The sequence below is a fragment of the Streptomyces sp. AK010 genome, from assembly GCF_014207295.1.
Lineage (GTDB): Bacteria > Actinomycetota > Actinomycetes > Streptomycetales > Streptomycetaceae > Streptomyces > Streptomyces massasporeus.
In genome coordinates this window covers 39898-64982 of record NZ_JACHCX010000022.1, presented here as the reverse complement: position 1 = coordinate 64982, position 25085 = coordinate 39898, and the positions used below count along the sequence as shown (strand labels likewise).

Genomic DNA, 25085 nt, shown 5'->3' with positions numbered 1-25085 from the left:
GACACCGTCGGCATGCGCCCGGTGGGCGACCGCCGGCCGGGGCGGGAGCCGGTCGTTCCGGCGAGACCTGTCAAGGGAGTGGCCCGGACAGCCGCCGCCGGGCAGCGGCCCCGGCAGGCCGGCAGCGTAGAGCGGCCCGGACCGGCCGGCAGCGTCGGACGGCGCCCCGGTCACGTCCACCGGCCGGTGCCGGCAGGTGCGGCGCCTGTGAGCTGCCGGGCCAGGGTCGCCCGGCGGACCTTGCCGGTCCCGGTGCGGGGCACCTCGTCCCAGGTGAGGACGGTCGGGTCGCGCAGCGCGGGCAGTCCATGGGTGGCCTGCTTCCAGGCATTGGGGTCCAGCCGGCCGTCGGCGGTGACCACGACGGGCAGCGGGTCGCCGTCCGGGGCACCGAGGATCACGCATTCCAGGGCCTGCGGCAGTCGCTGCTCCAGTACGTCCTCGGTCCGCAGGCAGCTCATACCGGGCAGGGCGTCGACGGCGCGGTCCAGGATGCTGACACTGCCGTCGCGGTGGTGCACGCCCATGTCGCCCGTGGACCACCAGTCGCCGACGCGTTTGGCGTCCCAGCGGTCCTGTTCGCCGACGTACCCCGAAGCGAGGGCGGAGGTGCGGACGAGGAGCAGGCCGGGACGGCCGCGCGGCACCGGGCGCAGCGTGTCCGGGTCCACCGCGCGCAGCCGGGTCCGGCCCGGCACGGGACGGCCGAGCCGCCGCGCCGTGGTCTCCGCGTCCGGCGCGAGCGCGGAACGCCGCGTGTGGAAGCGGAAGGTCAGCGGCCCGGTCTCGGTCTGGCCCCAGCCCTGCATCCACAGCGGGCGGGCGCGGCGACTGGCGGACAGGTACGCGCGCAGGGTGGGCGGGTGCACGGCGTCGTAGGTGCTGATGTACAGGCGGACGTCCCGGAAGGGGTTGTCCAGCCGGGTGGTGAGCGGCCGCATCCGGATGTAGGAGGCGGGCAGGGCCTCGACGACGGTGGGCGGGTGGGCCCGCAGGAGCGGGTCGGCGGCCTCCGGGTCGTTCCCGGTGAGGATCAGCATGCCGGCGGGCGCGAGTGACACGACGACGGCCGTCCAGCAGAAGGTGCGCCCGTGGCCGTACGCGCTGGCGTTGGCCAGGACGTCGTCCCCGCGGATGCCGATGCCCGGGTAACGCACCGCTTCGAAGCGGGCCAGCTTGTGCACGAGTGTCCGCGTGGAGTGGACCACCAGCTTGGGCAGGCCGGTCGACCCCGAGGTGTGGTGGATGATCAGGGGTTCGTCGTCGTGGCGCCGCGCCGGTACGCCGGGGCGGGACGCGTCCAGCGCGGCCAGGTGGACCGCGCCGGGCGCGGCGGAGTCGACGGTGACGAGGATCCGGGCCGGTACGCGGGCGGCGGTGTCCCGGCAGCGGGCCAGCACCGCCGAGGTGGTGACCAGCGCGGCAGGCCGCAGCCGCTCCAGCAGGGTGACGAGGTCCGCGGTGTCGAGCCGGGCGGACAGTAGCGCGGGTACGGCGCCGAGGCGGACCACGGCGCAGGCGAGCAGGTCGTAGTCCCAGTGGTTGTCCTTCACGATCGCCACGCGGTCCCCCGGCCCGACACCGGCGTCGGCGAGGCGGGCCGCGGTGGCGCGGACCAGGCCGGCGAGTTCGGTGACGGTCCACCGGGTGCCGGCGTGCGGGGCGATGTCGAAGGGCCGGTCCAAGTGGACCACCGTCCGGGCGCCGCCTGCCGCCGCCTCGTCGAACAGGGTGCCCATGTCATGCGGTCGCATGAATCTCCTCCGCTCGGTCGTGGCCGGCCGGAATGTTCCGTCCGAGCCTGCTCAGGACGCGGGACGCGGACAGCGCGCCCGCCCGGACGGCGCCCTCGGAGGCGGGTCGCAGCATGAGCCAGTCGCCGGCGTACTCCACCGCGCGCACCGGCCGGGAGAGGAAGCCGGCGCGTTCCCGCAGGGCCTGGGGTGTGGCTTCCGGCAGGCCGTGGCGGAAGGCGTGCACGAGACGGTGGCGGCAGGCGTCGCCGATGCCCGGGACATAGCGTTCCGCCGCGCGCACGAGGAGTTCGGCGGCCTCTTCGGGAGGGCCTTCCAGCAGCTCGGGCACCCGGTGCGGACCGGCCACGAGGGTGACCAGGCCCCGGCCCGCGGGTGCCCGGCCGGGGTGCTTGGCGTGGTCGACGACGACGCCGGAGAGCACGTTTTCCTCGGCGGCCGGAGTGAGCAGGATGTGCACCGGCCGCCGGGCGGCTGGGGCCAGGGGGCGGTCCAGCAGACAACTGACCTTCATCATGGGCGTGAAAGTGCAGGCGGTGAGGAACGGCTGCTCGTCGGCGGGGGCGTCCGGGCGGAGCGCCACCGCGACGGGGGCCGGAACGGCGAGCACGGCGGCACGCGCGGTGACCTGCCCGTCGTCGAACCGCAGTACGGCGTGCCCGCCCGCGTCGGTGACCTCGCGTACGGTCCGGTGGGTGACGACCTCGGTGCCGGTGGCGAGGCGGCGGGCCAGGAAGTCCATGCCGTCGCGGTAGGTGCGCCAGGAGGCGGTGGAACCGGCCTCCAGAAGCAGGCTGACCAGGGGAGCGGCCGTCGAACGGGCGGTGTCCCAGCCGAAGAAGCAGCCGGCGACCGGCTGGAAGAGGTAGTCGTGCAGGTCGCGGTGGTAGCGGGCGGTCATCTCCCGCACGGTGGCGGCGCCCAGCGAGCTGTTCTCGGGACGGTCGCCGTCGAATCCGGCGCGGCGGCGGCCGGTCCGGGCGGAGAAGGCGGCCAGGTCGAGCCGCGCCCGGGGGGACAGGCCCGCTCCGGTGACCACCGCCGTGCTCTCGCCGACGCCCAGGTGGGCTCGTCCGCCGCGCCAGAGGGCCACCGCGCCGCCGACCCGGGGCACGTCCGCGGGGGCGACGCGCAGCCGGCGCAGCAGCTCCCAGGTCGCGCGGTAACCACGGGAGGGGACCTGCTCGGCGCCCGTGTCCACCGTCCAGCCCTCCTGGCGGATGCTGCGCATCCGGCCGCCGACATCCGGAAGTTGCTCGTACACCCGGACGGCCAGCCCGGCGCGGCGCAGTTCGTGGGCGGCGGTCAGACCGGCGATGCCCGCGCCGACGACGGCGACGTCGAGTTCGGGCCTCACCGGGCGGCTCCCGTTCCGACGACGACGTTGCCCACGGTCATCAGCACCACGCTGAGCCGGTGCACGGCGAAGCCCGTCCGGCGGGCGGTCATGATGTCACCGCGGACGAATCCGGTCAGGTACTGACGGGCCCGCAGCACGGTCGCCGGCAGCATCAACAGCACGAACCACCAGGGGGCCACCCCGGTGGCCGAGGCGACCGCGCCGATGAGGAACTCGGCGGCCGACAGGGCTCCGATGAAGACGGCGTTGCCCCGCTCCGAGACCAGGGCGGCCACGGTCGGACGGCCCACAGCCCGGTCGCCGGCCACGTCGTTGGTGTTGGAGTAGACGCCGAACATCAGCGGCCCGAACCCGAACAGCACGGCCTGCACCATCAGGAATTCGGAGAAGCTCCCCGTCACCAGGCCGTACGGAACGACCACCAGCACGGCGCCGAGGGCGACCAGGAACACCTCCTGGAAACCGTGGTAGCTGATCTTCAACCCGTACGAGTACTGCAGCGACACCGCGAACAGCGCGCCCGCCGTCACCAGCGCCCACAGCGGGTGGTGCGGGGCGAGCGCGGCGGCGCCCGCCCAGAGCAGCGCCCCGGCCGCCGCGCAGACCCAGGCGAAGCGCAGTGCCTGGGGCACCGTCAGGGCCCCGGCGACCAGGGGTTTGCGTGCCGTGCTGCGCAGCGGGTTGTCGGGGCCGTAGTTGGCGAGGTCGCTGCCGTCCCGGAACCCGGTGACGTCGTCCAGGGCGACCATCGCCATGAGGACCGCGACTTCGCCGGCCAGGAACGCCGCCATCACCAGTGCCTGACGGGCGGTGAAGGCGCCGGCGGGGAACAGCGCGGCGGTCAGGGCGAGGAAGATGCCGAGGTAGTAGTCGTACACGTCCAGCTTGCCGAGCCGCGCGTACGTGCGCAGCCGGCTGTGGCCGTGGGCGGTCGCGGCGGGACGGCCGGCCGCGATGCTGTCCGTCATGGGTGACCTCTTGGGGGTGTCTGCGTCCGAAGGGGGGTGCCGCTCGCCCGGGCAGCGGGATGGGCGAGGCGGGCGGTCGCGGGCCGACGGTGGCCGCGGCGGGCAGCCGCGCGTCAGCGGTGCTCGTTGGCGAAGGCGCACACGAGGTCGGCGACATGCTCGACCTGTGCGTCGGTCAGCAGGTGGTGCACCGGAAGGGCGAGATGACGGCGGGCGGCCTGTTCGGCGCGCGGCCAGCGGGCACCGGGTGGCGCGTAGGGGGCGAACGCACGGTGGGCGGGGAGGGGCTGCGGATAGTAGACGTGCGTGGCCACCCCCCACTCGGCCAGGTGGGCGCCGAGAGCCTCCCGGTCCTCGGCAAGGACCGTGTACACGTAGAAGCACCGGCCGTCCGGGCCGGGCGGCGGCGGTGCCACACCACGGTCGGCCAGGGGCGTGAAGCGTTCGGTGTAGTACGCGGCGATCTTTGCCCGCCGCGCCAGCCGCGCCGGGAAACCGGGGTAGCGGTGCGTCTGGAAGGCGGCCTGGATCTCGTCGAACCGGCTGTTGAGTCCGACGGCGTGGTGGACGAACCGCCGCCCGGCGTACTGACCGTGGTTGCGCAGCATCCGCACCTTCTCGCCCAGTGCCGGGTCCCGGGTGACGACCACGCCGCCCTCGCCGGGCATGCCGCAGGTCTTGACCTGCACGAAGGAGTAGAGCCCCGCGTCGCCCCACAGTCCGGCCGGGACGCCCCGCAGTACGCCGCCCTGGGCGACCGCCGAGTCCTCCAGCAGGCGCAGTCCGTGCCGCCGGGCCAGTTCGGCGAAGCGTGGCATGTCGGCCATGACGGAGAACATGTGGGCCGGCATCACCGCCTTGGTCCGCTCGGTGACGAGCCGCTCCGCCTCGTCCGGGTCCATGGTCATGGTGTCCGGCCGGATGTCGGCGAAGACCGGTGTGGCCCCGACATCGACCACCGAGGCGGCCAGGGGCGCGCAGCCGAACGCCGGCACGATCACCTCGTCACCGGCGCCTACGTCCATGGCCCGCAGCACCAGCGAGAGCGCAGACGTGCCGCTGGAGCAGGCGACCACGTCGGCGGCCCCCAGGTCCTCGCGCATGAGGTCCTCGAAGGCGGCGGTGCGCCTGCCCAGGATGAACCGCTGCTCCGGGTCGAGTCCCACCTCGCGGACCAGCCCGATCAGTGCGGAGCGGTCGGCTTCGAAGAGGGCGGGAGGGAAGAACGGGACGGCGGGAGGGAGCGATGCGGTCATGCGGTCGTCCTCGTTCCGGCGAGGAAGGAGCGGATGGTGTCGCAGACGCGGTCCAGGTCGCCTGATCCCAGATCGGGGTGGAAGGGCAGGGCGACGGCGTGCCGGGCCGCCGCCTCGGCGCGGGGGAACTCGCCCTGCCGGTGGCCCAGGTGCGCGAGGGCGGGCTGGTGGGGCAGCGGCACGGGGTAGTAGACCTCGGTGCCGATGCCGTGCCGGCCGAGGTGGCCGACGAGGGCGTCCCGGTGCTCGGTCTCGATCAGGTAGACGTAGTACACGTCGCGGTCGTCCGGTTTCCCCGCGGTGGTCCGCGGCAGGCGGATGATCCCCGGCGCGTCCCGCAGACGGGCGGTGTACGCCTCCGCCAGTTCGGCCCGGCGCGCGATGTGCTCCTCCAGAAGGGACAGCTTGACGAGCAGGACGGCCGCCTGCATGTCGTCCATCTTGCTGTTCGCGCCGGGCAGGGCGCTCTCGGTGGAGATGGCCGGGAAGTTGTCGAGCGTGCGGCCCGTCCTGCCGTGGTGGCGCAGCGCCGCGACGGTGGCCGCCACCTCCGGGTCGTCGGTGAGCACGGCTCCCGCGTCGCCGAGCGCGCCGAGCGTCTTGGAGGGGAAGAACGACAGGACGCCGCCGGCCCCGTGCAGGCCTGCGTGCACTCCGTGCCGGCGCATGCCGATCGCTTCGGCGCTGTCCTCGACGACTGTCAGGCCGTGCCGCCGGGCGACGGCGGTGACGGCCGCCATGTCGGCCATCGTGTGGAACAGGTGCACCGGCATCACGAACCGGCTCCGCGCAGTGACGGCCGCCTCCAGGGCCGCGGGGTCCATCGCGTACGTCTCCGGGTCGATGTCGACGAACTGCGGTGTCCCGCCCGCCAGTACGACAGCCGAGGCGGTGGCGAAGAACGAGTACGCCGGCACCAGGACACCGTCGCCGGGGCGCACTCCGCAGGCGCGCAGCAGCAACACCAGCGCGTCGGTGCCGCTGTTGACGCCGATCACATGCCGGGCGCCGGTGTAGTCCGTGAGCGCCGCCTCCAGCTGCCCGACCTGTTTTCCGTGGGAGAACTTACCGCTGTGGAAAACATCGTCCAACGCCGTTTCGATGGACGGCCACAGGCGTTCGAAAGTCGCGGCCTGAGAGAAGAAGGGAATTCGATCAGGCGTTCCTGACTCAGTCGATAACGCACCCACGGCGCGCGCCGAAATCTGTCCACTGGAAGGCAATCTCTCACCTGTCTCCGTCGTGTCAGCGGAATGCCCACACTAACCAGACGCCCGGTCGCCGGAGAAAGGAAAGGATCATCTTCACACGTTCTAGGGAATGACGTTCAGGACGTCTTGACCATTTCCGCGGGTAGCCGCAACTGTGGTGCAGCGCCCCCAAGTTGTGCGCGGCGAAGCCAATGAGCACGCGCGTTTCCTTCCCTTTCCCCCTCTCAGGAGGCCTTGTGCTGCAGCCCCTCGTGGTCGGGCTCGGCCGGTCCGGATCAGGACTGCATCTGAACACGCTGGGCAGTCTGGCCCGACGGACCGCGGCCACGGGAGATCCGCTCGTCGCCCTGCCCGCGGTCGGCTGCGACCCACGCGCCGACAGTCTGCGGCTCCACGGCACGCCCCACGAGGTCACGGCCGTCACCACGCTGGAACAGGCCCTGCGGTACGTGGACCCCGCCACCGCGGTGGTCCACGTGTGCACACCACCCCGGCTGCGCTACCACCTCCTCGCGGAGCTGGCCGGACACGGCTTTCGCCGAATGATCGTGGAGAAACCCCTCGCCGCATCCATGGACGAACTCGACGCCCTGATCCGGTTGCGTCACGAGACCGGGCTCGATCTCGTGACCGTCGCCCACTGGATCACCTCCCGGCTCGCCGGCCGGTTGCGTCGGCTGGTGAGCGGCGGAAGGCTCGGCTCCCTGCGCCGTATCACCGTCGACCAGCACAAACCTCGTTTCCTGCGGTCCCTGGCGACCCACGGGCATCCGTCCGCCCTGGACGTGGAGATCCCCCACTCCCTGGCACTCGCCCTCGACTTGGCCGGACCGGCCGAACTCCGGTCGGCGCACTGCTGGGACCTGCGCTACGAGGATCGCGGACTGCCCCGCCTGGGCGGCGCACACGTCGAACTGGAGCACCGTTCGGGCGTGGTGACGCTGCTGCGCTCCGACCTCGGCGCACCCGTCCGGCAACGCAGCGTCGTCTGCGAGTTCGAAGGCGGGACGGCCACGGCCCACTTCCCGCTCAGCGAGGACGACGACCACGCACAGTTGGTGATCGCCCCGTTCGACCGCGGTACGGCGGCCCCGTCGGCCGGAGTCCGCGATGCGGACGGAGCGCCCGGGACCGGGCACCACGTCTTCCGGGACGACGCCTTGACCGACTTCCTGGACGGCGCCTACCGCGGCTTCGTCTCCGGCACCGAGGACGCCGGGAACTTCCAGCTCGCCTGCGCGACCGCCCGGCTGCTGTGCGCGGCCCGTGAACACTGCGCCGTCACCTCGCCCGCCCGCGCCGGGAGCCTCTGACATGTCCCGGCACAGCACCGACAGACCCCGTTTCCAAGAGTTCGGGCCGCTCGCCGGTATCGGCGACGAGGCGGCGACCGGCACCGACGGACAGCTTGCCGCCCTGCGACGCCTGGGCTGGAACGCCATCGAACTGCGCACGGTCGACGGCACGGCCCTCGCCGACCTCTCCCCGGCCGCCTTCGGCACACTGGCCCGGCGGCTCACGGACGCCGGTGTCACTGTGACCGCCGTCGCGTCCCGGATCGGCAACTGGTCCCGTCCCATCACCGGCGACCTCGGCCTGGATCTGGCTGAACTCGATGTCCTGGCCGAGCGCTGCGCCGCCCTCGGCTGCCGTCTGGTGCGGATCATGTCGTACCCCAACGACGGTCTGACGGAGACCGAGTGGGCCGACCGCGCCCTGGCCCGCACCGCAGTCCTGGCGGACCGCGCCGCGCGCGCCGGCCTGGTGCTGGCGCACGAGAACTGCGCGGGCTGGGCCGGGGACCGGGCCGACCGCGCGCTGCGACTGCTGCGCGCCGTGGAGAGTCCGGCCCTGCGGCTGCTGTTCGACACCGGCAACGGCGTCCCGTACGGCTATCGCGCCCCGGACCTGCTCCGTGACCTCGCCCCATACGTCGTCCACGTGCACATCAAGGACGCCGTCCGCACGCCGGACGGCGGCACCGCCTACACCCTGCCCGGCGAGGGTGAGGCCGGCGTGGCGGAATGCCTGGAGCTGCTGGCCGCCCATGGCTACACAGGAGCGCTCTCCCTGGAACCCCATCTCGCCGTGCGCCCCCACGAGGGGCTGGTTCGGGCCGGTGAGGACGCCGCCGACCTGTTCGTACGGGCCGGACAGGCGCTCGCCGAGCTGCTGGGCGCCGGACAGCCGGTCACCGGCCCGCTGGACGGCCCGGTGTGAGCGAACTGTTCACCGGCCGGCACCGCGAGTTGCTGCTGGACCTGCTGCGCCTACCGAGCGTCAACCCCCTGGAGGCCGGCCCGGACGATCCGCCGTCCCGGCTGCCCGAGATCCTCCAGCGGTATGCGACGGCCGCCGCCGAAGCCGGATTCCGCACCCTCCGCCTCGCCAGTCCGCCCGCCGCCTGCCTGGACCGCCCGGGCGTGCCGTCCACGGTCCGCGCCGCCGCCCGCGATCCGCGCTTCCTCGCGGGCCAACCCAGTCTGCTGCTGCGACTGGGACCCGAGCGTCCCCGTGCGCACACCGTGATGTTCAACGTCCATCTGGACACCGTCAGCGGACACGCCCCGCCCGCCTTCGACGGCGTGCGGTTCACCGCCCGGGGCGCGGTCGACGCCAAGGGACCCGCCGTGGCCCTCCTCGCCGGGCTGCGGGCCGCCGCGTCCCACCCCGCCGTCGGACGGGACGTCACCGTCCTGCTCCAGGCCGTCGCCGGGGAGGAGGGGGGCGCCCTGGGCACCTACGGCACCCGCCCGCTGCTGGAGGCCGGGCACCACGGCCGCCTCAACGTGTTCTGTGAACCGACCGGGATGCGCGCGCTGCCCCGGGCCACCGCCGCGATGACCGCGCGCATCACGGTCGCGGGCCAGGACGCGGTGGACGACCACCCGGACGCCGGACACAACGCCACTGTGCTGCTCGGGTTCCTGGCCCAGCACCTCGCCGCCCGCCTGGACGGGACCGTACCCGGTACGCGGGTGTGCGTCGCCGGACTGCACACCGGCCGTACGCACAACCGCGTCCACGGCACCGGCACGCTGCTGCTGAACCTGTCGTACCGCCGCACCGCCGACGGCGACCGCCTGAAGACCGAGGTCACCCGGCATCTCGCCAACGGTGTGCGCTACTTCACCGAACGCTTCGCCCCCACGCGGGAGTTCGCCCGCACGGCGCGGGACGCGGCACGGATCACCCGGCTCGGCTGGGACAAACAGGGCCTGCCCGCGCTGGACGACTCCGACCCGTGGGCCGAGGAGCTCCTGGCCCGCGCAGGAGCCCGGCCGGCGGCCGGCGACCCCGGCTTCACGTGCGACGCCATCTGGGCGGCCGGCCTGGACAACGCCTTCACCACCGTACTCGGACCCGGCTGTCTCGCCGCCAACCGCGCCCATGCGCCCGGTGAGTTCATCGACCTCGCCGACCTGGAGGAGTTCGCCGGCGTGGTTCGCCGGCTCGTCACGCTCTTCGCCGAGGCACTGCCGGCGGCGTCGGCGCAGCGACCTCCGTAGAGCACCACATCGCCAACCGAACGACCTGCGAAAACAACTGGCCCGCCCCGTAAGGAAACCCGTATGACGGCACCCCCCGCCCCGCGAGCGGCGGTCGAGCGCGCAACCGTCCTCGTCGACCACGCGGAGCTGCACGCCTCGCTCACCGGCCTCTTCACCGGCCACGGCATCCCCGACGCGCGGGCCCGGCTCGCCGCGGACGCGCTGTGTCACGGCGATCTGACCGGGCTCGACTCGCACGGCGCGTTCAACCTCACCCGGCTCTACCTGCCGTTGCTGGAGTCCGGCCGTTGCGACCCCCGCGCCCAACCGGAGACCCTCACCGACCTGGGCGCCTGCGTGGTCGTCGACGCCCGTCGCGCCCTGGGCCTGTGGGCCGCGGCCGAGGCCATGGACGACGCCGTGGCACGGGCCGGACGACACGGGGTCGGGCTTGTTTCGGTGCGCGGGGCGACCCACTTCGGGTGCGCCGGCTTCCACGCCGTACGCGCCGCGCACGCCGGGATGATCGGTGTGGTCGCGAGCAACTGCGGCGGCCAGCGCATCGCGCGGCCCCCGGGCGGCGCGGTGGCGATGCTCGGCACCAACCCGCTGAGCGTCGCCGCGCCGGCCCTCGACGGACACCCCTTCCTGCTGGACATGAGCACCACCGTCGCCCCCACCGGGCGGGTCCGCGTCGCCGCCCGCCGCGGTACGCCGGTTCCCGCCGGCTGGCTGGAGGACACGGCGGGCGCCCCGGTGACCGACCCGTCCGCCTTCGACCGCGGCGAGGCCTTCCTACGCTGGCTGGGCGGCACGGCCGAGACGGGCGTACACAAGGGCTACGGGCTCGGCATCGCCGTGGAACTGCTGGCCGCCGTGGTGTCCGGCGCGGCCGTGGGGCCCGCGCCCGCCGCGCTGGAAGGCGACGGCCGGCCGCACGGCAGCGACGACGGCATCGGCTTCTTCCTCCTCGCGATCGCCCCGGAGGTGCTGCGCCCGGGCGCGGACGTGGCCGCCGCGACCCGGTCCCTGTTCGGCACGCTCGCCGACTGCCCGCCGGTGCCCGGCGGTGAACCGGTGCGCTATCCGGGCTGGCGGGAGGCGGAACTCGCCACCGAGCGCCGCCGCCACGGCATCCCCATGCCTGCACACCTCCATGCGGAGCTGACCGACCTCGGCCTCCTCGGCGGTCCCGGGAGCCCGCGATGACGCGGCCCTTGCGACTCGGCGTCGTCGGTCTCGGCGCCATCTCCCCCTACTACCTGGCCGCCGCGGAGCGGCTGCCCGAGTGGCGGCTGACCGCCGTGTGCGACGCCCGGGCCGAAGCCCTGGAGCAGTTCCCCGGCCCGGCGGCACGCTTCAGCGACCACCGCACGTTGCTGTACCGGGCGCGACCGGACGCCCTCGTCGTGGCCGTGCCCAACGACGTTCACCTGCCCCTGTGCCGGGACGCCCTGGCCGCCGGCGTCCCGGTCTGCGTGGAGAAGCCCCTCGCCCTCACCGCAGCCGAGGGGTCCTTGCTGGTGGATCTGGCGCGGCGCTCCGAAGTCCCGCTGATGACGGCGTTCCACCGCCGGTACAACGACGCCGTCCGCGCCCTGGCATGCCGGACGACGGGCCGGGAGATCCGCTCCGTCCGGGTGCGCTATCTGGAGCGCATCGAGGAGCACCTCGGCGGCGAGGACTGGTATCTGGACCCGGCCCGCTGCGGCGGCGGCTGTGTGGCGGACAACGGCCCCAACGCCCTCGACCTGGTGCGGCTGCTGCTCGGCGAACTCACCGTCACCGGCTGCGACATCCGCCGCGACGGCTCCGGCATCGACCGTCAGGCGGTGATCCGCCTGCGCGGCCGCACGGGAACCACGGCCTCGGTCGAGCTGGACTGGTCGTACCCGGGGGAACTCAAGGACATCGAGGTGGAGATGGCCGACGGAGAGGTCCTGCACGCCGACATGCTGGCCGGACACACCGGCTTCAAGGCGTCGCTGTGGCACGAGTACGAGGCGATCCTCACCGAGTTCGCCTCGCTGGTCCGTCTCGGTGTCCCGGCCGGCCCGGGGGCGCACAGCGGCCTGGCCTCGCTGGAACTGGTGGAGGCGGCCTACCGCTGCGCCCGGTCCGGACGGGATACGACCGCAGCGGAGGCGGCCCGGTGAATCCGGCGGAGGACGGCCCGAAGCGTGTGGTGCGCGGATCACTGGTCAAGGTGCTCGTGCACCGCCGCACGGACCGCGGCATGCGGGTGGAGGAGCACGAGGCACGCTGCGTACGCCGGGGCGAGGTGCATGAACTGGTCACCACGGACCAGTGGGACCCGCGCCCCGGCGCACGGATCGACCGGGTCGGTTTCCTGGGCTTCACCGAGTTGCTGTGCGGTGGTGTGATCGACCGGGGTGATCTGCTCAGGATCGGGGACACGACGGTCGGCACGGTGCTCGGCTTCGACGCCTGCCACCTACCGAACCACTACAACATCCTGATCCACGCGGCGCGTCCGGTCAGCGGCACGGACCTGGGCCTGCGGCCGGAGACCGCCGTCACCTTCGTCCAGGGCCGGGCCGGGGACCAGGGCACGGGTCCCGCGCCGCCCGGTGCCTGAAGGCCTCTGGTGGCGCACCGGATGGCCCCGGCCCGGTCAACGGGCGGCGCCATCCGGTGGCGGTGGAACCCGGGCGGTCGCCCACCCGGGTCACAGCTGCCGCTGCTGCAGATCAGCCGAGCAGGTCGACCTTCAGGCTGCCGAAGTGGAAGTCACGGACGACCTGCAGCAGTTCGTCCTCGGAAAGCCTTCCGTCGCCGTTGGTGTCCACCTTCTGGAACATCTCCCCGGCCTGGGAGGCCGGCACGCCGACGGCGGACAGCCACGCCTGGAACTCGCGGGCGTCGATCTCTCCGTCGTGGTTGTCGTCGCACAGGCGGACCAACGCCTTCACGATGGGAGAGAGCGCACGGTTGAAACTCGCCTCGCCCTCCTTGAACAGCAACTCCCCCGTGGCGTCGAGGAACTGCTCCCGGCTGATGGCGCCACCGGCCGGGACGCCGGCCTTCTGGGCGAGGTGCTCGTACAGTCCCTGGAAGGCACTGTGGAGCTCCTGCACCTCCGGGGAGCCGGCGCTCTTGCCGAGGTTCTGGGCGATCCGGGCGGCCTCGCTCTGGAAGTCGCTCGCTTCCAGGACGCCGTTGCCGTCGGTGTCCCACTTCTCGAAGCGCTTCACCAGGCGGTCGTTGGCGACAGCGGTGCTCATGTGTCTCTCCTAGTCTCGGACGGTGTCCGTTGATGTCGAGTGGTGTCGGGTGGATGACGGACCGCGGCACCTGGGCAGGGCCGCGACCGCGCAGGGCGGTTCCGCTGCGCGGGCTCTGGGGCCGGCGAAGGCCGGCAGGGGGAGGCACCGACTCAGGCCGGCGCGAGGAGGCACCGACTCAGGCCGGCGCGCGGGGATCAGAGAAGGGTGACCCGGCTGCCCACGGCCTTGCCGCGGGTGTCGAGCAGAGCGCAGCGGGCCTGACCCAGTGCTTCCCTCGCGTAACAGGCGTGGTCCTGCAACAGGATCGCCACATCGGCCTGGGCCATGGCTTCCCGGAGGTTCTCGGCGCGCGGCAATGACCGGCCGCCGACGGTGAACTCGGGTATGTACGGGTCGTGGTAGGACACCTCGGCACCGGCGGCGAGCAGGCCTGCCGCCACCGGGTGCGCCGGCGTCTCCCGGACATCGGCCACATCCGCCTTGTAGGTGACTCCGAGCAGCAGGGCCCGTGCGCCCTCAGGGCGGCCCCGGACCTCGGTGAGCAGGGCTAGCGCTCGGTCCACGACATGGTTCGGCATACGGCCGAGAACCTCGTGTGCGGCTGCCAGCGTACGGAAGGCGAAGCCCTGGGATTCAGCCCGCGCGGCGAGATAACGGGGGTCGACGGGAACGCAGTGCCCGCCGACGCCGGGTCCGGGCCTGAAGGGTGCGAAGCCGAACGGCTTCGACGCGGCGCAGTGCAGCACGTCCCAGATGTCGATGCCGGTCTCGTGGCAGAACAGCGCCACTTCGTCGACCAAGGCCACGTTGACGTACCGGTAGGTGTTTTCGAGAAGTTTGGCCATCTCCGCCTCCCGCGTGCCGCGGGCGACGACGAGATGGTCCACGAACCGGGAGTAGAACGCGACGGCGTACTTGGCGCACAGGGAACTGCAACCGCTGACGACCTTCGGCGTGTTGCGGATGGTCCACGTCTCGTTGCCGGGATCGATGCGCTGCGGCGAATACGCCAGGTGGAAATCCTCGCCCGCCCGCAGCCCGCTGCCCTGCTCCAGCAGCGGCCTCACGACGTCCTCCGTGGTGCCGGGATAGCTGGTCGATTCCAGGACGACGAGCATGCCGGGGCGCAGCCGGGCGGCGACGACCCGGGCTGCGTCCTCGACCGCGGACAGGTCGGGTAAGCCCTCCGGTGTGAGTCCGGTCGGCACACAGATCACCGCGGTCTGCGCGCCGTCCAGGACCGCTGGGTCGGTCGTGGCATGAAAGCCCGCGTCCAGCATGACCGCGACCTCAGCGTCGCGGACGCCGCCGACATGGGAACGGCCTGCGGCGAGTCCGGACACCACCGTGCCGGACACGTCGTACCCCACGGTCGCCATACCGGCCGAGACCGCGGCTCTGGAGAGCGGCAGCCCGACATGCCCCAGCCCGATGACGACGAGATCGGCGGCCATGTGCGTACGTTCTCCTGAGTGTGGGGGGGAACGGGAACTGAGGTGGCTCAGGCGGAGAAACTGCCGCTGCCGGGCGCCACGTGCGAGCCGTATCCGGGCTCCACGGTGAGGCCGGGGGTCAGACAGAACGGGTCGGCGTAGACGGTGACCGGACGGTCGGTGCGGTTCGTCAGCACATGCGCGTCGGGCGGAAGCTTCTGGCACCCGTGCGGATCGCGATAGACCGTCAGTGGCGTCGCTTCCGTACTGAACACCACAACGTCGCCCTGCGCCGCCGCGGCAGCGGTGCCGGTGGCCGCGCTCGCCGCGAGCAGCGCACCGGCAGCGGCGAACATGAAGACCGAGGCGCAGCGCATGAATTGGTCCTTTCGGCAGGGTGTGGTCCACATGATTCTTTTCGGGAGACGCACCCGCTAAGCACGGCCCGACCCTGATGCGCCCGAACCAGTGATGCAGTCAAATGAGGTTGACACCACGGTCGGTGATTTCCGCGCCCCGTCGGTGTCACGTCTTACTAGCCCACGGCGACCCGGCACGGTCATCGCCGCCACCGGGTACCAGCCCAACCTGCACGACCTGGTCGAGCCCTTGGGCGTAATCAACGAGGACGGGCACCCCCTCGCCCCAACGCCAGAGACCACATCCCGCAACTCCGCGCCTGCACTTCACCGGGCACACCAATCCCCTCACGGGTGTCCTTCACCAGGCGGGCATCGAAGCGCGCGCCATCACGCAGGCGTTACGGCGCAAGACGGCGCAGGCCCCCCTTCCCTCCCTCCGCGCCTGCGACCGCACGGCCGACACTCCACAGAGGGCACGCTTCGAGTTGACAGGGCCTCAAAAGCTCGGTCCTGCAGCGGCGTGCCCGGCATCGTGCTGATCTCCTTCGAGGCTTCGACACTTCGACGATCAGCCGGTGGCCGTTCGCCCATGCGGGCATCAGCCCGATGCCGGAGCAAACCCCGGGATCAGGTCCAACCCGTACAGCACTTCCCAGGACGCAACCCGCCCCGATCGCCTGGCGACCAGGGCCACCGCACACCTTCCGCATGCATTGCGTACGGGGCGGCCACTGGCTCACGCCGGCGACCGTCGGCCTCGAAGGGGTATCTCGCTGCCGCGAGGACAAGGGTCAGTCGAGCGGGCGTCCAAGGAGCGCGACCGCCGGCGCACCGGCCTGAAGTAGTCGGATATCTACTCCACTCCTCCGCCTCACCTGCCACCTCCGTCATTCCCGCCACATGAGCCCAAAGCCCTCGAAGACTCCGCATCCCGGCGCTTCCCAGCCAATTCCTGCTACGTATCGGGGCGAGCCGGGCACAGAACCCACCGAAACCAGCCGACGACCATGGGGCAGCCTGTCGCCGCCGATCCGTTCCGTTCACGATGTTAGAGATTCGAGTGTTCACATCGACCAGACCGGGTGCAGGAACGGAATCGTCCGGAAACCCACCGTCTCTTTTCTCGAGCCGAGGAGCATATATTTGTATGTTCAACTATCTCGTCCGTGAATGAGTCACCCCACCGGCCGTGACACTGCATCACCCCTTTTGCGACTGGCATCGTCCAGTCGCTGACTGGTGTCGTCCAGTCGCTGACTGCAATTCCTGGTGAGGGAGAGGTTTTGGAGACTGCAATTACGCGAGCCGCTTTTCATGTGATAGCGGACATGTGTCACAACTTCAGGGAAGACCTGACCATTGACGGCATAGCCCAGGCGGCCGGCTTCAGCAGATTCCACTTCACCCGGGAGTTCACGAACCTGATAGGAGTCTCTCCCAGACGTTTCCTCAGAGCCGTCCGCTTCGAGGAGGCGAAGCGGCTCCTCTCTGATTCCCGGCTCAACATAGCCGAGATAAGCCACGCCGTCGGATACAGCAGCGTCGGGACCTTCAGCTCATGTTTCAAGTCCTGCACGGGTGTCACCCCGTCCGCGTACCGGCGGCTCCGCTCGGCGGACCCCCTCGCCTCGGCAGGCCCGCAGCGGGGCGACGGCACCCCGACGGCGCTGATGCCGCTTCACGGACACGTGCAAGCGCCCTCTGCGGATCAGTCCGGGGTGGTCTTCGTGGGACTCTTCCCCTCCCCCGTCCCGGACGGTCACCCGGTGCGCTGTAAGGTGCTGCTCCGCCCCGGGGCCTTCGTACTCGACAACGTGCCCACGGGGAGCTGGCATGTCCTGGCACGTTCCGTGACACAGAGAACCCGCGAAGGGCGCCAGGTGGGGCACGCCCCGGCGGTCGGCGGCGTCGGGCCGGTCACCACGTCTGCGGACCACGCACCGGGCCCGGTCGCGATCCGCCTGCACCGGGTGAAGCCGGCCACTCTTCGTCTCTGCTCGGTGCCCCACGGGGGACTACGCCCGGCCCCGCTCGGTTCATGACCTGTCCCGCCCCGGCCTGTGTTTCACCGGGGCGGCCCCTCGGCCGCAAAGCCGTGCATCTGGAACCGGCCGCGGAAGTAGAGCAGAGCGTCCCTGGCCGTTCCCGGCCCGGTGCTCCCTGCGTTCGCCGCCGGTGACCGAGTCCAGCCGACCACCGCGCCGACGAGGATCGTGTGATCGCCGCCGTCGTACACACGCCACTTCTCGCATTCGAAGCACGCCAGCGCACCGCCGATCAGGGGTACCGAGGTGGTGGCGCCGGGGGACCAGCCGACCGGGTCGAATTGCTGCAGACCCGCAGGGCGGGAGTCGTCGGCGAAATGCCGGGCCACGGCCTCCTGGGCAGCGCCGAGCACCGACACCCCGAAGTGAGGCGCGGGGTGGAGAGCCTGCTGCATGACGGCGTCGTTGTGGACGCAGACGAGCAGCAGCGGCGGGCTCAGGGACACAGAGGTGAAGGAATTGGCCGTCATCCCGCGCGGGGAGGGCCCGCCCACCGTCACCACGGTGACTCCGGTGGCGAACTCCGCGAACGCGTGACGCAGCTCCTTCGCGTCCGTGTCGCGCCGGGGCGGAAGGGCGGTCTCGCGAAGACCGGTCATGCGCTCCACCCGGTCCGGGGGCGAGGCGACGGAGCGTACGCTTCCAGCGCCCGGACCAGTGGTTCGGGCACGGGAGCAGGGACCGTGGCCGTGTTCGGACCTCTCATGAACGCGACCCGTTGCCTGCCCCGGGCGACAAGCCGCTCGGATCCCTCGGGGTCGAGTCGGACGTAGTCGAAGGTGAACTCCAGCTGCGTCTGACGGAGTTCGGTCAGTCTCATCCTGATGGACAGCTCGTCGAACACACTGATCTCGGCGAAGAACTCGCAGTCGACCTTCAGGGTGAACAGCTTGAGATCGGCGAGGATGTCGGCGAGCACCTCCGGGGCATGGGCGTTCAGGAACATCTCACGGCACCTCCCCTGCCAGCGAAGGTAGTTGACGTAGTAGACGTTGCCGACGAGGTTGGTCTCCTCGAAGCCGACGACATGCCGGTACTCGAAGTGGTCCGCCACGAACCTGTCCTTCCTTCCTGAGCGGTGCGGAGCCTGCCGCACGAGTGCGGCAGGTACTCGCGTGTGCGGGGCCACTGTCATGGGCGTGGCTGCGCCGCGACAAGGACCGCGACCGCCACCGGATCGGGCACGCCCTTGAGCCGGGTCGCCAGGACCGCCACGCGCAGCCCACCCGAGGCGAACACCGTCCAGCCCTCGACGGTGCGCGGTGTCAGCGAGAGCGGGGCGTGCGTGGTGAGGCCGGCCTTCTGCATGCATTCCAGAGCGGCCCACACGGCGGTGGCGGCGGTGTCGTAACTGTCTCCCGTCTCCTTTGCCGCCATCGCAGCCAGCGGGGCATGATCGCCGAGAAGCCCTTCCCACTCGGCCGTCGGCCGGGCCACGACGCGTTCTATGTCGCAGCCCACAGCGGCGGCGTCAGCCACCGCGCACAGCGTCCACCCGGCCGCGTGCGAGGCGGACACGACCAGGCCCTCGGACAGCTCGGGCCGGCCGTCCGGCCGGTAGGTGACAGCGGCGGGAGCGCCCAGAGCACGGCTCGCGGCCCGCGCCGTCGAGGAACGACGCACCCCGCTGTCCGCCGATGCCTCGTCCGGCCCCTGCCCCGCGTACGGCTCCACCGCGAAGGCCACCCGCTGCCCGGTCAGCTCTTCCACGGTCCGTTCCAGGTGGGACGCGAGCAGGGGCGCGGCCCACGAACCGCTCCGCACCCCCTTGCGCACCGCCGTCAGGCGCAATCCTTCCCACCGTTCCACGACGCGTCCGTCGGGGGCGTGGGCGGCGATGTCGTACACGTAGGTGTCGCCCTCGCGCTCCCGCTCGACCGCGCAGTAGCGGAGCTCCTTCGGTACGTCGGCGCCCGCGGCGAGCGGGTACAACCGGTCGATGCCCGACGGCAGCAGGGTGGCATCGGGCACGCACACCTGGTTGCCGTGCATCAGCGCGTCCCGCATTCCGGGATCGGCCAGCAGCAGCCCGCCCGGGAGGTAGGGGGCGAACCAGTCCGACGCCTCGGCCACCGACAGGTCCGCGTCCACGTGCCGCGCCGAGACGCGGTGGAAGCGGCGCAGCCGCCAAAACCGGTCGCCCTGGAAGAGCACATCGCCGTAGAGGTCCGCCGCCGGGTCCAGCGGTACGTCCCCGAGGCCCGGCCCGCGGAGCGTGGGCGGCCCCTCGGGCGCCGGTTGGCCGGAGAACACCAACCGCGCCCGGAAGTGCTCGGCGACGAATCCGGACTCCTCCGTGTGCAGGACGACCTCCACCGTGTCCGCGTCCGTGACGGTGGCGGCGATCCGCACCCGGGCCGTACCGTCGGGCGGCACCACGACGGGGCGCAGGAACCGCACGTCCTCCAGGACCGGGACGCCGCTCCACCCGGTGGCCGCGGCGGCCACCTGGCACATGGCCTCCATACCGATCACGGCGGGGAGCAGCAGGTTGCCGTCGAGCAGGTGGTCCCCGAGGTAGGGGTCGGTGCCCACGTTCAGCTCCGCCTCCGTGACCAGCTCGGCGCCGTGGTAGCGGACCAGCGGGGCGACGGTGAACCGGTGCAGGGGCAGCGGGGGGCGCTCCCGGCGCAGCGTGTCCAGCTCTCCCGTACGGCCGGTGACGACGGTGACCGGTGGCACGTCCGGATCGGTGATCAGGCGCAGCAGAACCTCCACGCCCTGGTCCGGGGAGATCGGCGTGATGCCCTCGCGGGCCAGGGACTCGACGACGGACAGCTTCTCGCCCATGCCGACACCGGACCACACGGACCACTCCACGCACCGCACACGGCAGTGCGGCGACGCGTCGGCCACCCGCTCGGCGAGGTCGGCGAGCCGCTCGTTGGCGGTTGCGTAGTGCGCCTCGCCGCGCAGTCCGGTACGCCCGATCACGCTGCCGAAGCAGACCAGCAGCTTCAGGGCGCCATGGTCGACCGCCGCAAGGACGGCCCGCAGCCCGTCGACCTTGGGCGCGAGGGTGCGCTCGAAGTCCTCCTCGGTCAGATCGGCGAGCGCGGCCGGTTCGTTGCGTCCGGCGCCGTGCAGCACCGCGGTGACGGGCCCGAGTTCGGCGGTCAGTTCGGCGACCGCCGCGCTCACCCGCTCCGGGTCGGTGACATCCGCGCGGGCGTACCCCACCCGGACGCCCCGGTCTGCCATGCGCCGCAGGTTCGCCGCGAGGGCCTCGTCGCGGGCCGGGTCGGAGCGGCCCACGACCGCCACGGCGGCCCCGGTCCGTGCTGCCACCGCGAGCGCGCACTCCGCGGTGATCCCCTTACCGCCCCCGGTCACCAGGAGGACGTCGGTGGAGTCCAGCACCTCGTCGGTGCGCCCGCCACGCACCGGCAGCACCCGCAGCACGGGCACCCGGCGCGTCCCGGCGGCGTCATAGGACGCCTCCGTGAACCGCGTGGTCGCCGCCACCTCGGCGACGATCCGGTCCACGACGCCGTCGGTCGCCGGGGTGTCCACGACCGTGGTCCGCAGGTGAGGAGCCTCCAGATGAAGGGACTTGGCGAGACCGGCCGCGCCGAGACCCTCCTGGACCAGTACGAACCGCTGCCCCGCCTCGCCCGCGAGGACACGCCGCGCACCGTCGAGCACCAGCGCCAGCCGGTCGCGGGGGCACCGCGGCGGCAGACACACCAGGACGCCGGGCCCCACTCGGGCGCTGCGCAACGCGCTGCACAGCTCCTCGGCGTACGGGTGCCCCTCCGCCGCGAACAATTCCCAGTCGCCGTCGGATGCTTCGGCCCGGGCCGCTGGGAGCGGCTCCTCGTCCAGGTCCACGGCGAAGGCCCGAACCCAGGAGGCGGCGCCCAGCACGGCCGGGGTCGTCCCGGCTCCCCCGTCCGGGCCGGTGGCGGCCAACGAGTCCAGAGCCTCGCCGAGTTCGGCCAGGGTGGCGGTGGCGAAGTTGGCCGGGGCGTGTGCGGTGGCGAGTCCGAGGCGGGTGGCCGCCTGGTTGACGATCTGCCCTACGGTGATGGAGCTCATGTGCAGGTCGTCCAGGAGGCTGCTGTCGTCCCGCACCAGCTCCGCGGGGAGTTCGGTCCGCTCGGCCACCAGGGCGCGCAGCACCTCGATGCCCGACGGCCCCTGTCTGCCGTCCGGTTCGACGGCGGGCCCGCCGTCGCCGGTCGCCTGCGTCTCCCCGCCGGTCGACGGGGCTCCGTTCGCGTCCCGCTCCCCCGCGGACGGCACGGCCGACAACCCGTCCGGCGCGACGCTCTCGCACGGGCTCGCCAGGAAGTCGAACTCGGCGTCGAGGTCCAGGGGCCGGGTGAGCCGGTCCGTGAACAGCCGCTCATGCATCAGCGGGGCGCCGATCACGTACGCGGCCCCGGCGACCCGGAGCAGACCGCGCAAGGACCGCTCGTCCGTGTCCAGCGCGACGGACGGAACGCCGGTCGCACCAGTGGCCAGGGAGCTGAGCACCTGCCCCGGGCCCACCTCGACGAAGAGTTCGACGTCCCGGGCCGCCTCCTGGACCGCCCGGGTGAAGAGCACGGGCTCGGTGATCTGCCGGTGCAGCAGCTTGCAGAGGTCGGTGTCCTCGGCCAGTTCCTGCCCGGTCACCGTGGACAGCACCCGGCGCCGCACCGGCCCGAACCGCGTGTCGTCCAGCCAGCCCCCGAAGACGTCGGCGGCCGACGCGACCAGCGGGGAGTGGAAGGCGTGGGACACCGCGAGCGGCGTACAGGCGACGCCCTCCCGGGCGGCCCGCTCGGTGACGGCGGCCACGGAGTCGGCCGGTCCGGCGACGACCGTCCGCTCGGGTCCGTTGTACCCGGCGATGACCACGTCGAGGCCGTCGGTCAGCGCCCGTATCCGCTCGGGGTTCCCCGACAGCGACGCCATGGTGCCGGGCTCGCCGTGCGAGGCCATGGCCTCGCCGCGTACCCGGGCCGCCTCCGACAGCAGCGCCTCGTCCAGGGCTCCCGCCCAGTGCAGGGCGACGAGTTCGCCCAGGCTGTGCCCGACCGACGACTCGGCCTCCACGCCGAGCCAGTCGAGTACGCGCAGTCCGGCGGTGGCGGCGGTGACGATCCGCGGCTGCGCCACGTCGGTCGCGACCGGGTCGCCGTCGCCGGGCAGCCCGGCCCGCTCGTAGACCTCGGCGGCCTGGGCGAAGCGCCGGCGGAGCGCGCCGCCGTCGGTGCCCCGGCCGGAACCCTGGCCGGGGAAGAGGAAGCCGATGCGCCCGGCCTCGCCTTCCGCGCATCCGATGAAAACCCGGTCGTCTATGGTGACCAGCGGGCCCGGGTCCTGCTCCAGCGCGTCGGTCAACTGCCGCAGTCGGCGCTCGGCGTCCTCCGGCGAGGTCACCACCGCAGCTGCGCGCCATGGCAGTTCGCGCAGGTCGCGCTGGAGGGTATGGGCCAGGTCGGCGAGTTGCGCGTAGGACAGCCGGGGCGCGAGGTCGGCCGCCCTGGTCAAGCGCTCGCGCAGCTCGGCCGGCGATGCGCCGTCCAGGAGGAGCAGTTCGCAGTCCTGGAGGGAAGCGGCGAGCGTGAGGTGGCGCCGACTGGGTGCCCGGTGGCGCGGCGGCGCCTCCTTGTCGAGGACGACATGGGTGTTGATGCCGCCGAAGCCCATCGCGGTGACCCCGGCGCGCAGCGGCATGTCCCGGGGCCACGGCTCGGCGGTGCGCAGCGCGCGCAGGCCCGCTCCCGGTCCGGTGAGCAGCTCGTGCGGTTCCTGGCAGCCGATGGTGGGAGGCATCAGCCCCGCGTCCACCGCCATCACTGCCTTGATCAGTCCGGCCACCCCGGCGGCGGCCTTGGTGTGGCCGATCATGGCCTTGGCGGAGCCGATGGCGGCGGCCGGTGCGCCGGGATCGGCCTCAGCGCGAGCGGCGGTGAGGGCGCCGAGTTCATTCGCGTCGCCCACCGGGGTGCCGGTGCCGTGCCCCTCGAAGAACGGCACCGTGTCGATCCCGAACCCGGCCCGTTCGTAGGCGCGTGCCAGGGCCAGCCGGTAGCCGCCCGACTCGGGGCGGGTGATGCTTCCCTGCCCGTCCGAGGAGACGCCCCATCCCGCGATCGTCGCGTAGCGGCGCAGGCCGGCAGCGCGGGCGTCCTCATCACGCATCAGCACGACCATGCCGCAGCCCTCGCCGGGCCAGAACCCGTTGGAGCCCCGGTCGTACACGCGCATCTCCGACCGGGCGAGGGCGCCGGTCTTGGCGAAGCCGACGATTTCGAACGGGTCGATGGACAGGTCCACGCCGCCGGCGACGGCGACATCGAGGTCCCCGTTCAGCAGGGAGCCAGCGGCGGTGGTGACTGAGAGCAGCGAGGAGGAGCAGGCGCCGTCGACGCTGTACCCGCCGCCGCCCAGTCCGAAGTGGTTGCAGATCCGCCCGGCGATGGTGTTCGACAGGGCCCCCGCGAGCGAGTCCTCGTCGACCGGAGGGAACGGCTGCTTGTAGGTCTTCTCGACGCCGTCGAGGAACACGGCGAGCCGGTCGTCGTCCCAGCCCTGGCCGCGCAGCGCCTCCGCGAGCACGCGGCGTACGTACGGCCAGCGCAGCCGCATGCCGCCCGCCCGGGTGAACTCCCCGGTGAGGGTGTTGCCGACGACGACACCGGTCCGGGCGTGCGGCAGTCCGCCGCCCTCGGGGAATCCGGCGTCGGTGAGCGCCCGGCCGGCGGTCTCCAGGGCGAGCCAGTGCGTGAGGTCGGTGGAGCGGTAGGTGCTACCGGTGACCCGGTGCGCGACGCGGTCGAAGGCGTAGCCCTCCAGGACGGCGGCCGTACGCGCGTAAAACCGGTCGGGGGCGGCCGGGTCCGGGTCCCAGTAGTCGTCCAGGCGCATCCGTACGTCCGGGATGCGGCGGAAGGCGCGCCGACCGGCCACCGCGTTCTCCCATAGTTCGCGAGGGGAAGCGGCGTCCGGGAACCGGCAGGCCATGCCGACGATCGCTACGCGGGTCATGCCGCCACCGGTGCCTTCCCGGCCGCCCCCGAGGAGACGCCCCGGGCCTCGATGGCCGACTCCGGTGCCGGTTTCGTACCGCTCGGTTCGGTGCGCAGGTACACCAGCCAGAGGTAGCCGCCGCGCACCAGGCAGACCACGGCGGTGGCGAAGAACAGCCCGTACGCGATGCCCAGCCCGGTCATGATCCCGTACGTCGCGGCGACGCCGCCTCCGAAGGCGACCTGCGCGACAGGCCGCGACGGAGTGGTCCCGGGGTCCGTGACCATGTAGTTGGTGAACAGCACGAAGGCCACCCCGGTCATCATGCCCAGGGCCGGCGGGATCGCGGTGTCGAAGAGGACCCCTCGAAGCACGGCCTGAAGGACGAAGACGACCAGCCATCCGCCGATCAGCCACATCCGTCCGGTGAGCTTCGCGTTGAGGAGGGTCCCCAGGGTGACGATCACTGCGGGGATGATCCAGTCGACCGCCCCGTCGGTGTACTCGGTGAACTGGTACGGAGGCGCGATGCTGGCCCAGGGGAACAGCAGCAGCACCACCGCGATGCCGAAGTTCGACGGGTTCATGAAGTGCCGCGGCTTGCCCCGCACAGGTGCGCGCAGGACCCACTTGGCGGAGACCGCGATGACGACCCCGAGGACCATCACCCACAGCCGGTCGTTCACGTAGAGCAGCATGTTGACGGCGAGCGCGGTGATGTGGCTGGGGTACAGGAACTCCATGACCCTTTTCGCCCCGCCCCCAGCAAAGCGCGGCCGGCGGTTCTCGACCCGGGCGCCGATGAACTCGAGGACCGTTTCGACGCAGTAGCCGACGGCGACCGCGATGAAGGGCCACAGCCAGGGCTGTTCGAAACCGAGCACGGTGTACCCGGCGACGTTGAGCACGGTGATCGAGATGGCGAACCGACGCAGCGCGGTGACGATCTTCGGGTCGTGCCGTGGGGGTGTGGTGGGTGCCTCGGTCATCTCGG

Annotated in this window: 19 protein-coding genes; 7 read left to right on the top strand and 12 right to left on the bottom strand. The window is 72.3% G+C overall.

What is annotated here, in order from left to right:
* Positions 1 to 170: 170 nt before the first annotated feature.
* From HDC93_RS31835 to HDC93_RS31815, 5 genes are all read right to left on the bottom strand, one after another.
* Positions 171 to 1754: a class I adenylate-forming enzyme family protein gene (locus HDC93_RS31835; RefSeq protein WP_185014296.1), complete on the bottom strand. Its 1584-nt coding sequence runs from the start codon at positions 1752 to 1754 to the stop codon at positions 171 to 173.
* Positions 1741 to 3111 carry an FAD-dependent oxidoreductase gene (locus tag HDC93_RS31830; protein WP_185014295.1) on the bottom strand — a complete coding sequence of 457 codons (1371 nt, stop codon included), beginning with the start codon at positions 3109 to 3111 and terminating at the stop codon, positions 1741 to 1743. Before HDC93_RS31830 ends, HDC93_RS31835 begins: the two co-directional genes overlap by 14 nt.
* Positions 3108 to 4082: a UbiA family prenyltransferase gene (locus tag HDC93_RS31825; protein WP_185014294.1), complete on the bottom strand. Its 975-nt coding sequence runs from the start codon at positions 4080 to 4082 to the stop codon at positions 3108 to 3110. The genes HDC93_RS31830 and HDC93_RS31825 overlap by 4 nt, the downstream gene beginning before the upstream one ends.
* A gap of 113 nt (positions 4083 to 4195) precedes the next feature.
* Positions 4196 to 5338 carry a DegT/DnrJ/EryC1/StrS aminotransferase family protein gene (locus HDC93_RS31820; RefSeq protein WP_185014293.1) on the bottom strand — a complete coding sequence of 381 codons (1143 nt, stop codon included), beginning with the start codon at positions 5336 to 5338 and terminating at the stop codon, positions 4196 to 4198.
* The gene (locus tag HDC93_RS31815; RefSeq protein ID WP_260419868.1) at positions 5335 to 6429 is read right to left on the bottom strand and encodes a DegT/DnrJ/EryC1/StrS aminotransferase family protein; all 1095 of its coding nucleotides are present in this window, start codon (positions 6427 to 6429) and stop codon (positions 5335 to 5337) included. Before HDC93_RS31815 ends, HDC93_RS31820 begins: the two co-directional genes overlap by 4 nt.
* 356 nt (positions 6430 to 6785) lie before the next feature.
* Here HDC93_RS31815 and HDC93_RS31810 point away from each other — a divergent pair, with 356 nt between their 5' ends.
* The 6 genes from HDC93_RS31810 (at position 6786) to HDC93_RS31785 (ending at position 12639) form a co-directional block, all read left to right on the top strand.
* Complete coding sequence (locus HDC93_RS31810) at positions 6786 to 7862, top strand: Gfo/Idh/MocA family oxidoreductase (protein WP_185014292.1); 1077 nt, start codon at positions 6786 to 6788, stop codon at positions 7860 to 7862.
* Between the two features lies 1 nt (position 7863).
* Positions 7864 to 8769 (top strand): sugar phosphate isomerase/epimerase, encoded by a 906-nt coding sequence (locus HDC93_RS31805; protein WP_185014291.1) that lies wholly within the window; start codon positions 7864 to 7866, stop codon positions 8767 to 8769.
* Complete coding sequence (locus HDC93_RS31800) at positions 8766 to 10058, top strand: M20/M25/M40 family metallo-hydrolase (RefSeq protein ID WP_185014290.1); 1293 nt, start codon at positions 8766 to 8768, stop codon at positions 10056 to 10058. The genes HDC93_RS31805 and HDC93_RS31800 overlap by 4 nt, the downstream gene beginning before the upstream one ends.
* Before the next feature lie 63 nt (positions 10059 to 10121).
* Positions 10122 to 11249: an Ldh family oxidoreductase gene (locus HDC93_RS31795; protein WP_185014289.1), complete on the top strand. Its 1128-nt coding sequence runs from the start codon at positions 10122 to 10124 to the stop codon at positions 11247 to 11249.
* Positions 11246 to 12196, top strand: a complete 951-nt coding sequence (locus HDC93_RS31790) for a Gfo/Idh/MocA family protein (protein ID WP_185014288.1) — start codon at positions 11246 to 11248, stop codon at positions 12194 to 12196. The genes HDC93_RS31795 and HDC93_RS31790 overlap by 4 nt, the downstream gene beginning before the upstream one ends.
* Entirely contained in the window at positions 12193 to 12639 is a 447-nt protein-coding gene (locus HDC93_RS31785; protein WP_185014287.1) for a DUF6917 domain-containing protein, read from the top strand. Before HDC93_RS31790 ends, HDC93_RS31785 begins: the two co-directional genes overlap by 4 nt.
* Before the next feature lie 112 nt (positions 12640 to 12751).
* On the opposite strand, the gene HDC93_RS31780 is transcribed toward HDC93_RS31785, so the two are convergent.
* The 3 genes from HDC93_RS31780 to HDC93_RS31770 all read right to left on the bottom strand — a co-directional run bounded on the left by HDC93_RS31780 (position 12752) and on the right by HDC93_RS31770 (position 15098).
* On the bottom strand, positions 12752 to 13285 hold the full coding sequence (locus HDC93_RS31780) for an EF-hand domain-containing protein (protein WP_185014286.1): 534 nt from the start codon (positions 13283 to 13285) through the stop codon (positions 12752 to 12754).
* 197 nt (positions 13286 to 13482) lie between these two features.
* Positions 13483 to 14742: a nucleotide sugar dehydrogenase gene (locus HDC93_RS31775; protein ID WP_185014285.1), complete on the bottom strand. Its 1260-nt coding sequence runs from the start codon at positions 14740 to 14742 to the stop codon at positions 13483 to 13485.
* 47 nt (positions 14743 to 14789) lie between these two features.
* A complete protein-coding gene (locus HDC93_RS31770) occupies positions 14790 to 15098 on the bottom strand; it encodes a hypothetical protein (RefSeq protein ID WP_221517397.1) in 309 nt (102 codons plus the stop codon).
* A gap of 1313 nt (positions 15099 to 16411) precedes the next feature.
* On the opposite strand from HDC93_RS31770, the gene HDC93_RS39810 reads away from it, so the two are divergent.
* On the top strand, positions 16412 to 17125 hold the full coding sequence (locus HDC93_RS39810; protein WP_398987206.1) for a helix-turn-helix transcriptional regulator: 714 nt from the start codon (positions 16412 to 16414) through the stop codon (positions 17123 to 17125).
* Between the two features lie 23 nt (positions 17126 to 17148).
* On the opposite strand, the gene HDC93_RS31760 is transcribed toward HDC93_RS39810, so the two are convergent.
* From HDC93_RS31760 to HDC93_RS31745, 4 genes are all read right to left on the bottom strand, one after another.
* Entirely contained in the window at positions 17149 to 17727 is a 579-nt protein-coding gene (locus tag HDC93_RS31760) for a flavin reductase family protein (protein WP_185014283.1), read from the bottom strand.
* On the bottom strand, positions 17724 to 18182 hold the full coding sequence (locus HDC93_RS31755) for a thioesterase family protein (protein ID WP_185014282.1): 459 nt from the start codon (positions 18180 to 18182) through the stop codon (positions 17724 to 17726). Before HDC93_RS31755 ends, HDC93_RS31760 begins: the two co-directional genes overlap by 4 nt.
* A gap of 77 nt (positions 18183 to 18259) precedes the next feature.
* The gene (locus HDC93_RS31750; protein ID WP_185014281.1) at positions 18260 to 24109 is read right to left on the bottom strand and encodes a type I polyketide synthase; all 5850 of its coding nucleotides are present in this window, start codon (positions 24107 to 24109) and stop codon (positions 18260 to 18262) included.
* Positions 24106 to 25080, bottom strand: a complete 975-nt coding sequence (locus tag HDC93_RS31745) for an enediyne biosynthesis protein (RefSeq protein ID WP_221517396.1) — start codon at positions 25078 to 25080, stop codon at positions 24106 to 24108. Before HDC93_RS31745 ends, HDC93_RS31750 begins: the two co-directional genes overlap by 4 nt.
* Positions 25081 to 25085 lie beyond the last annotated feature (5 nt).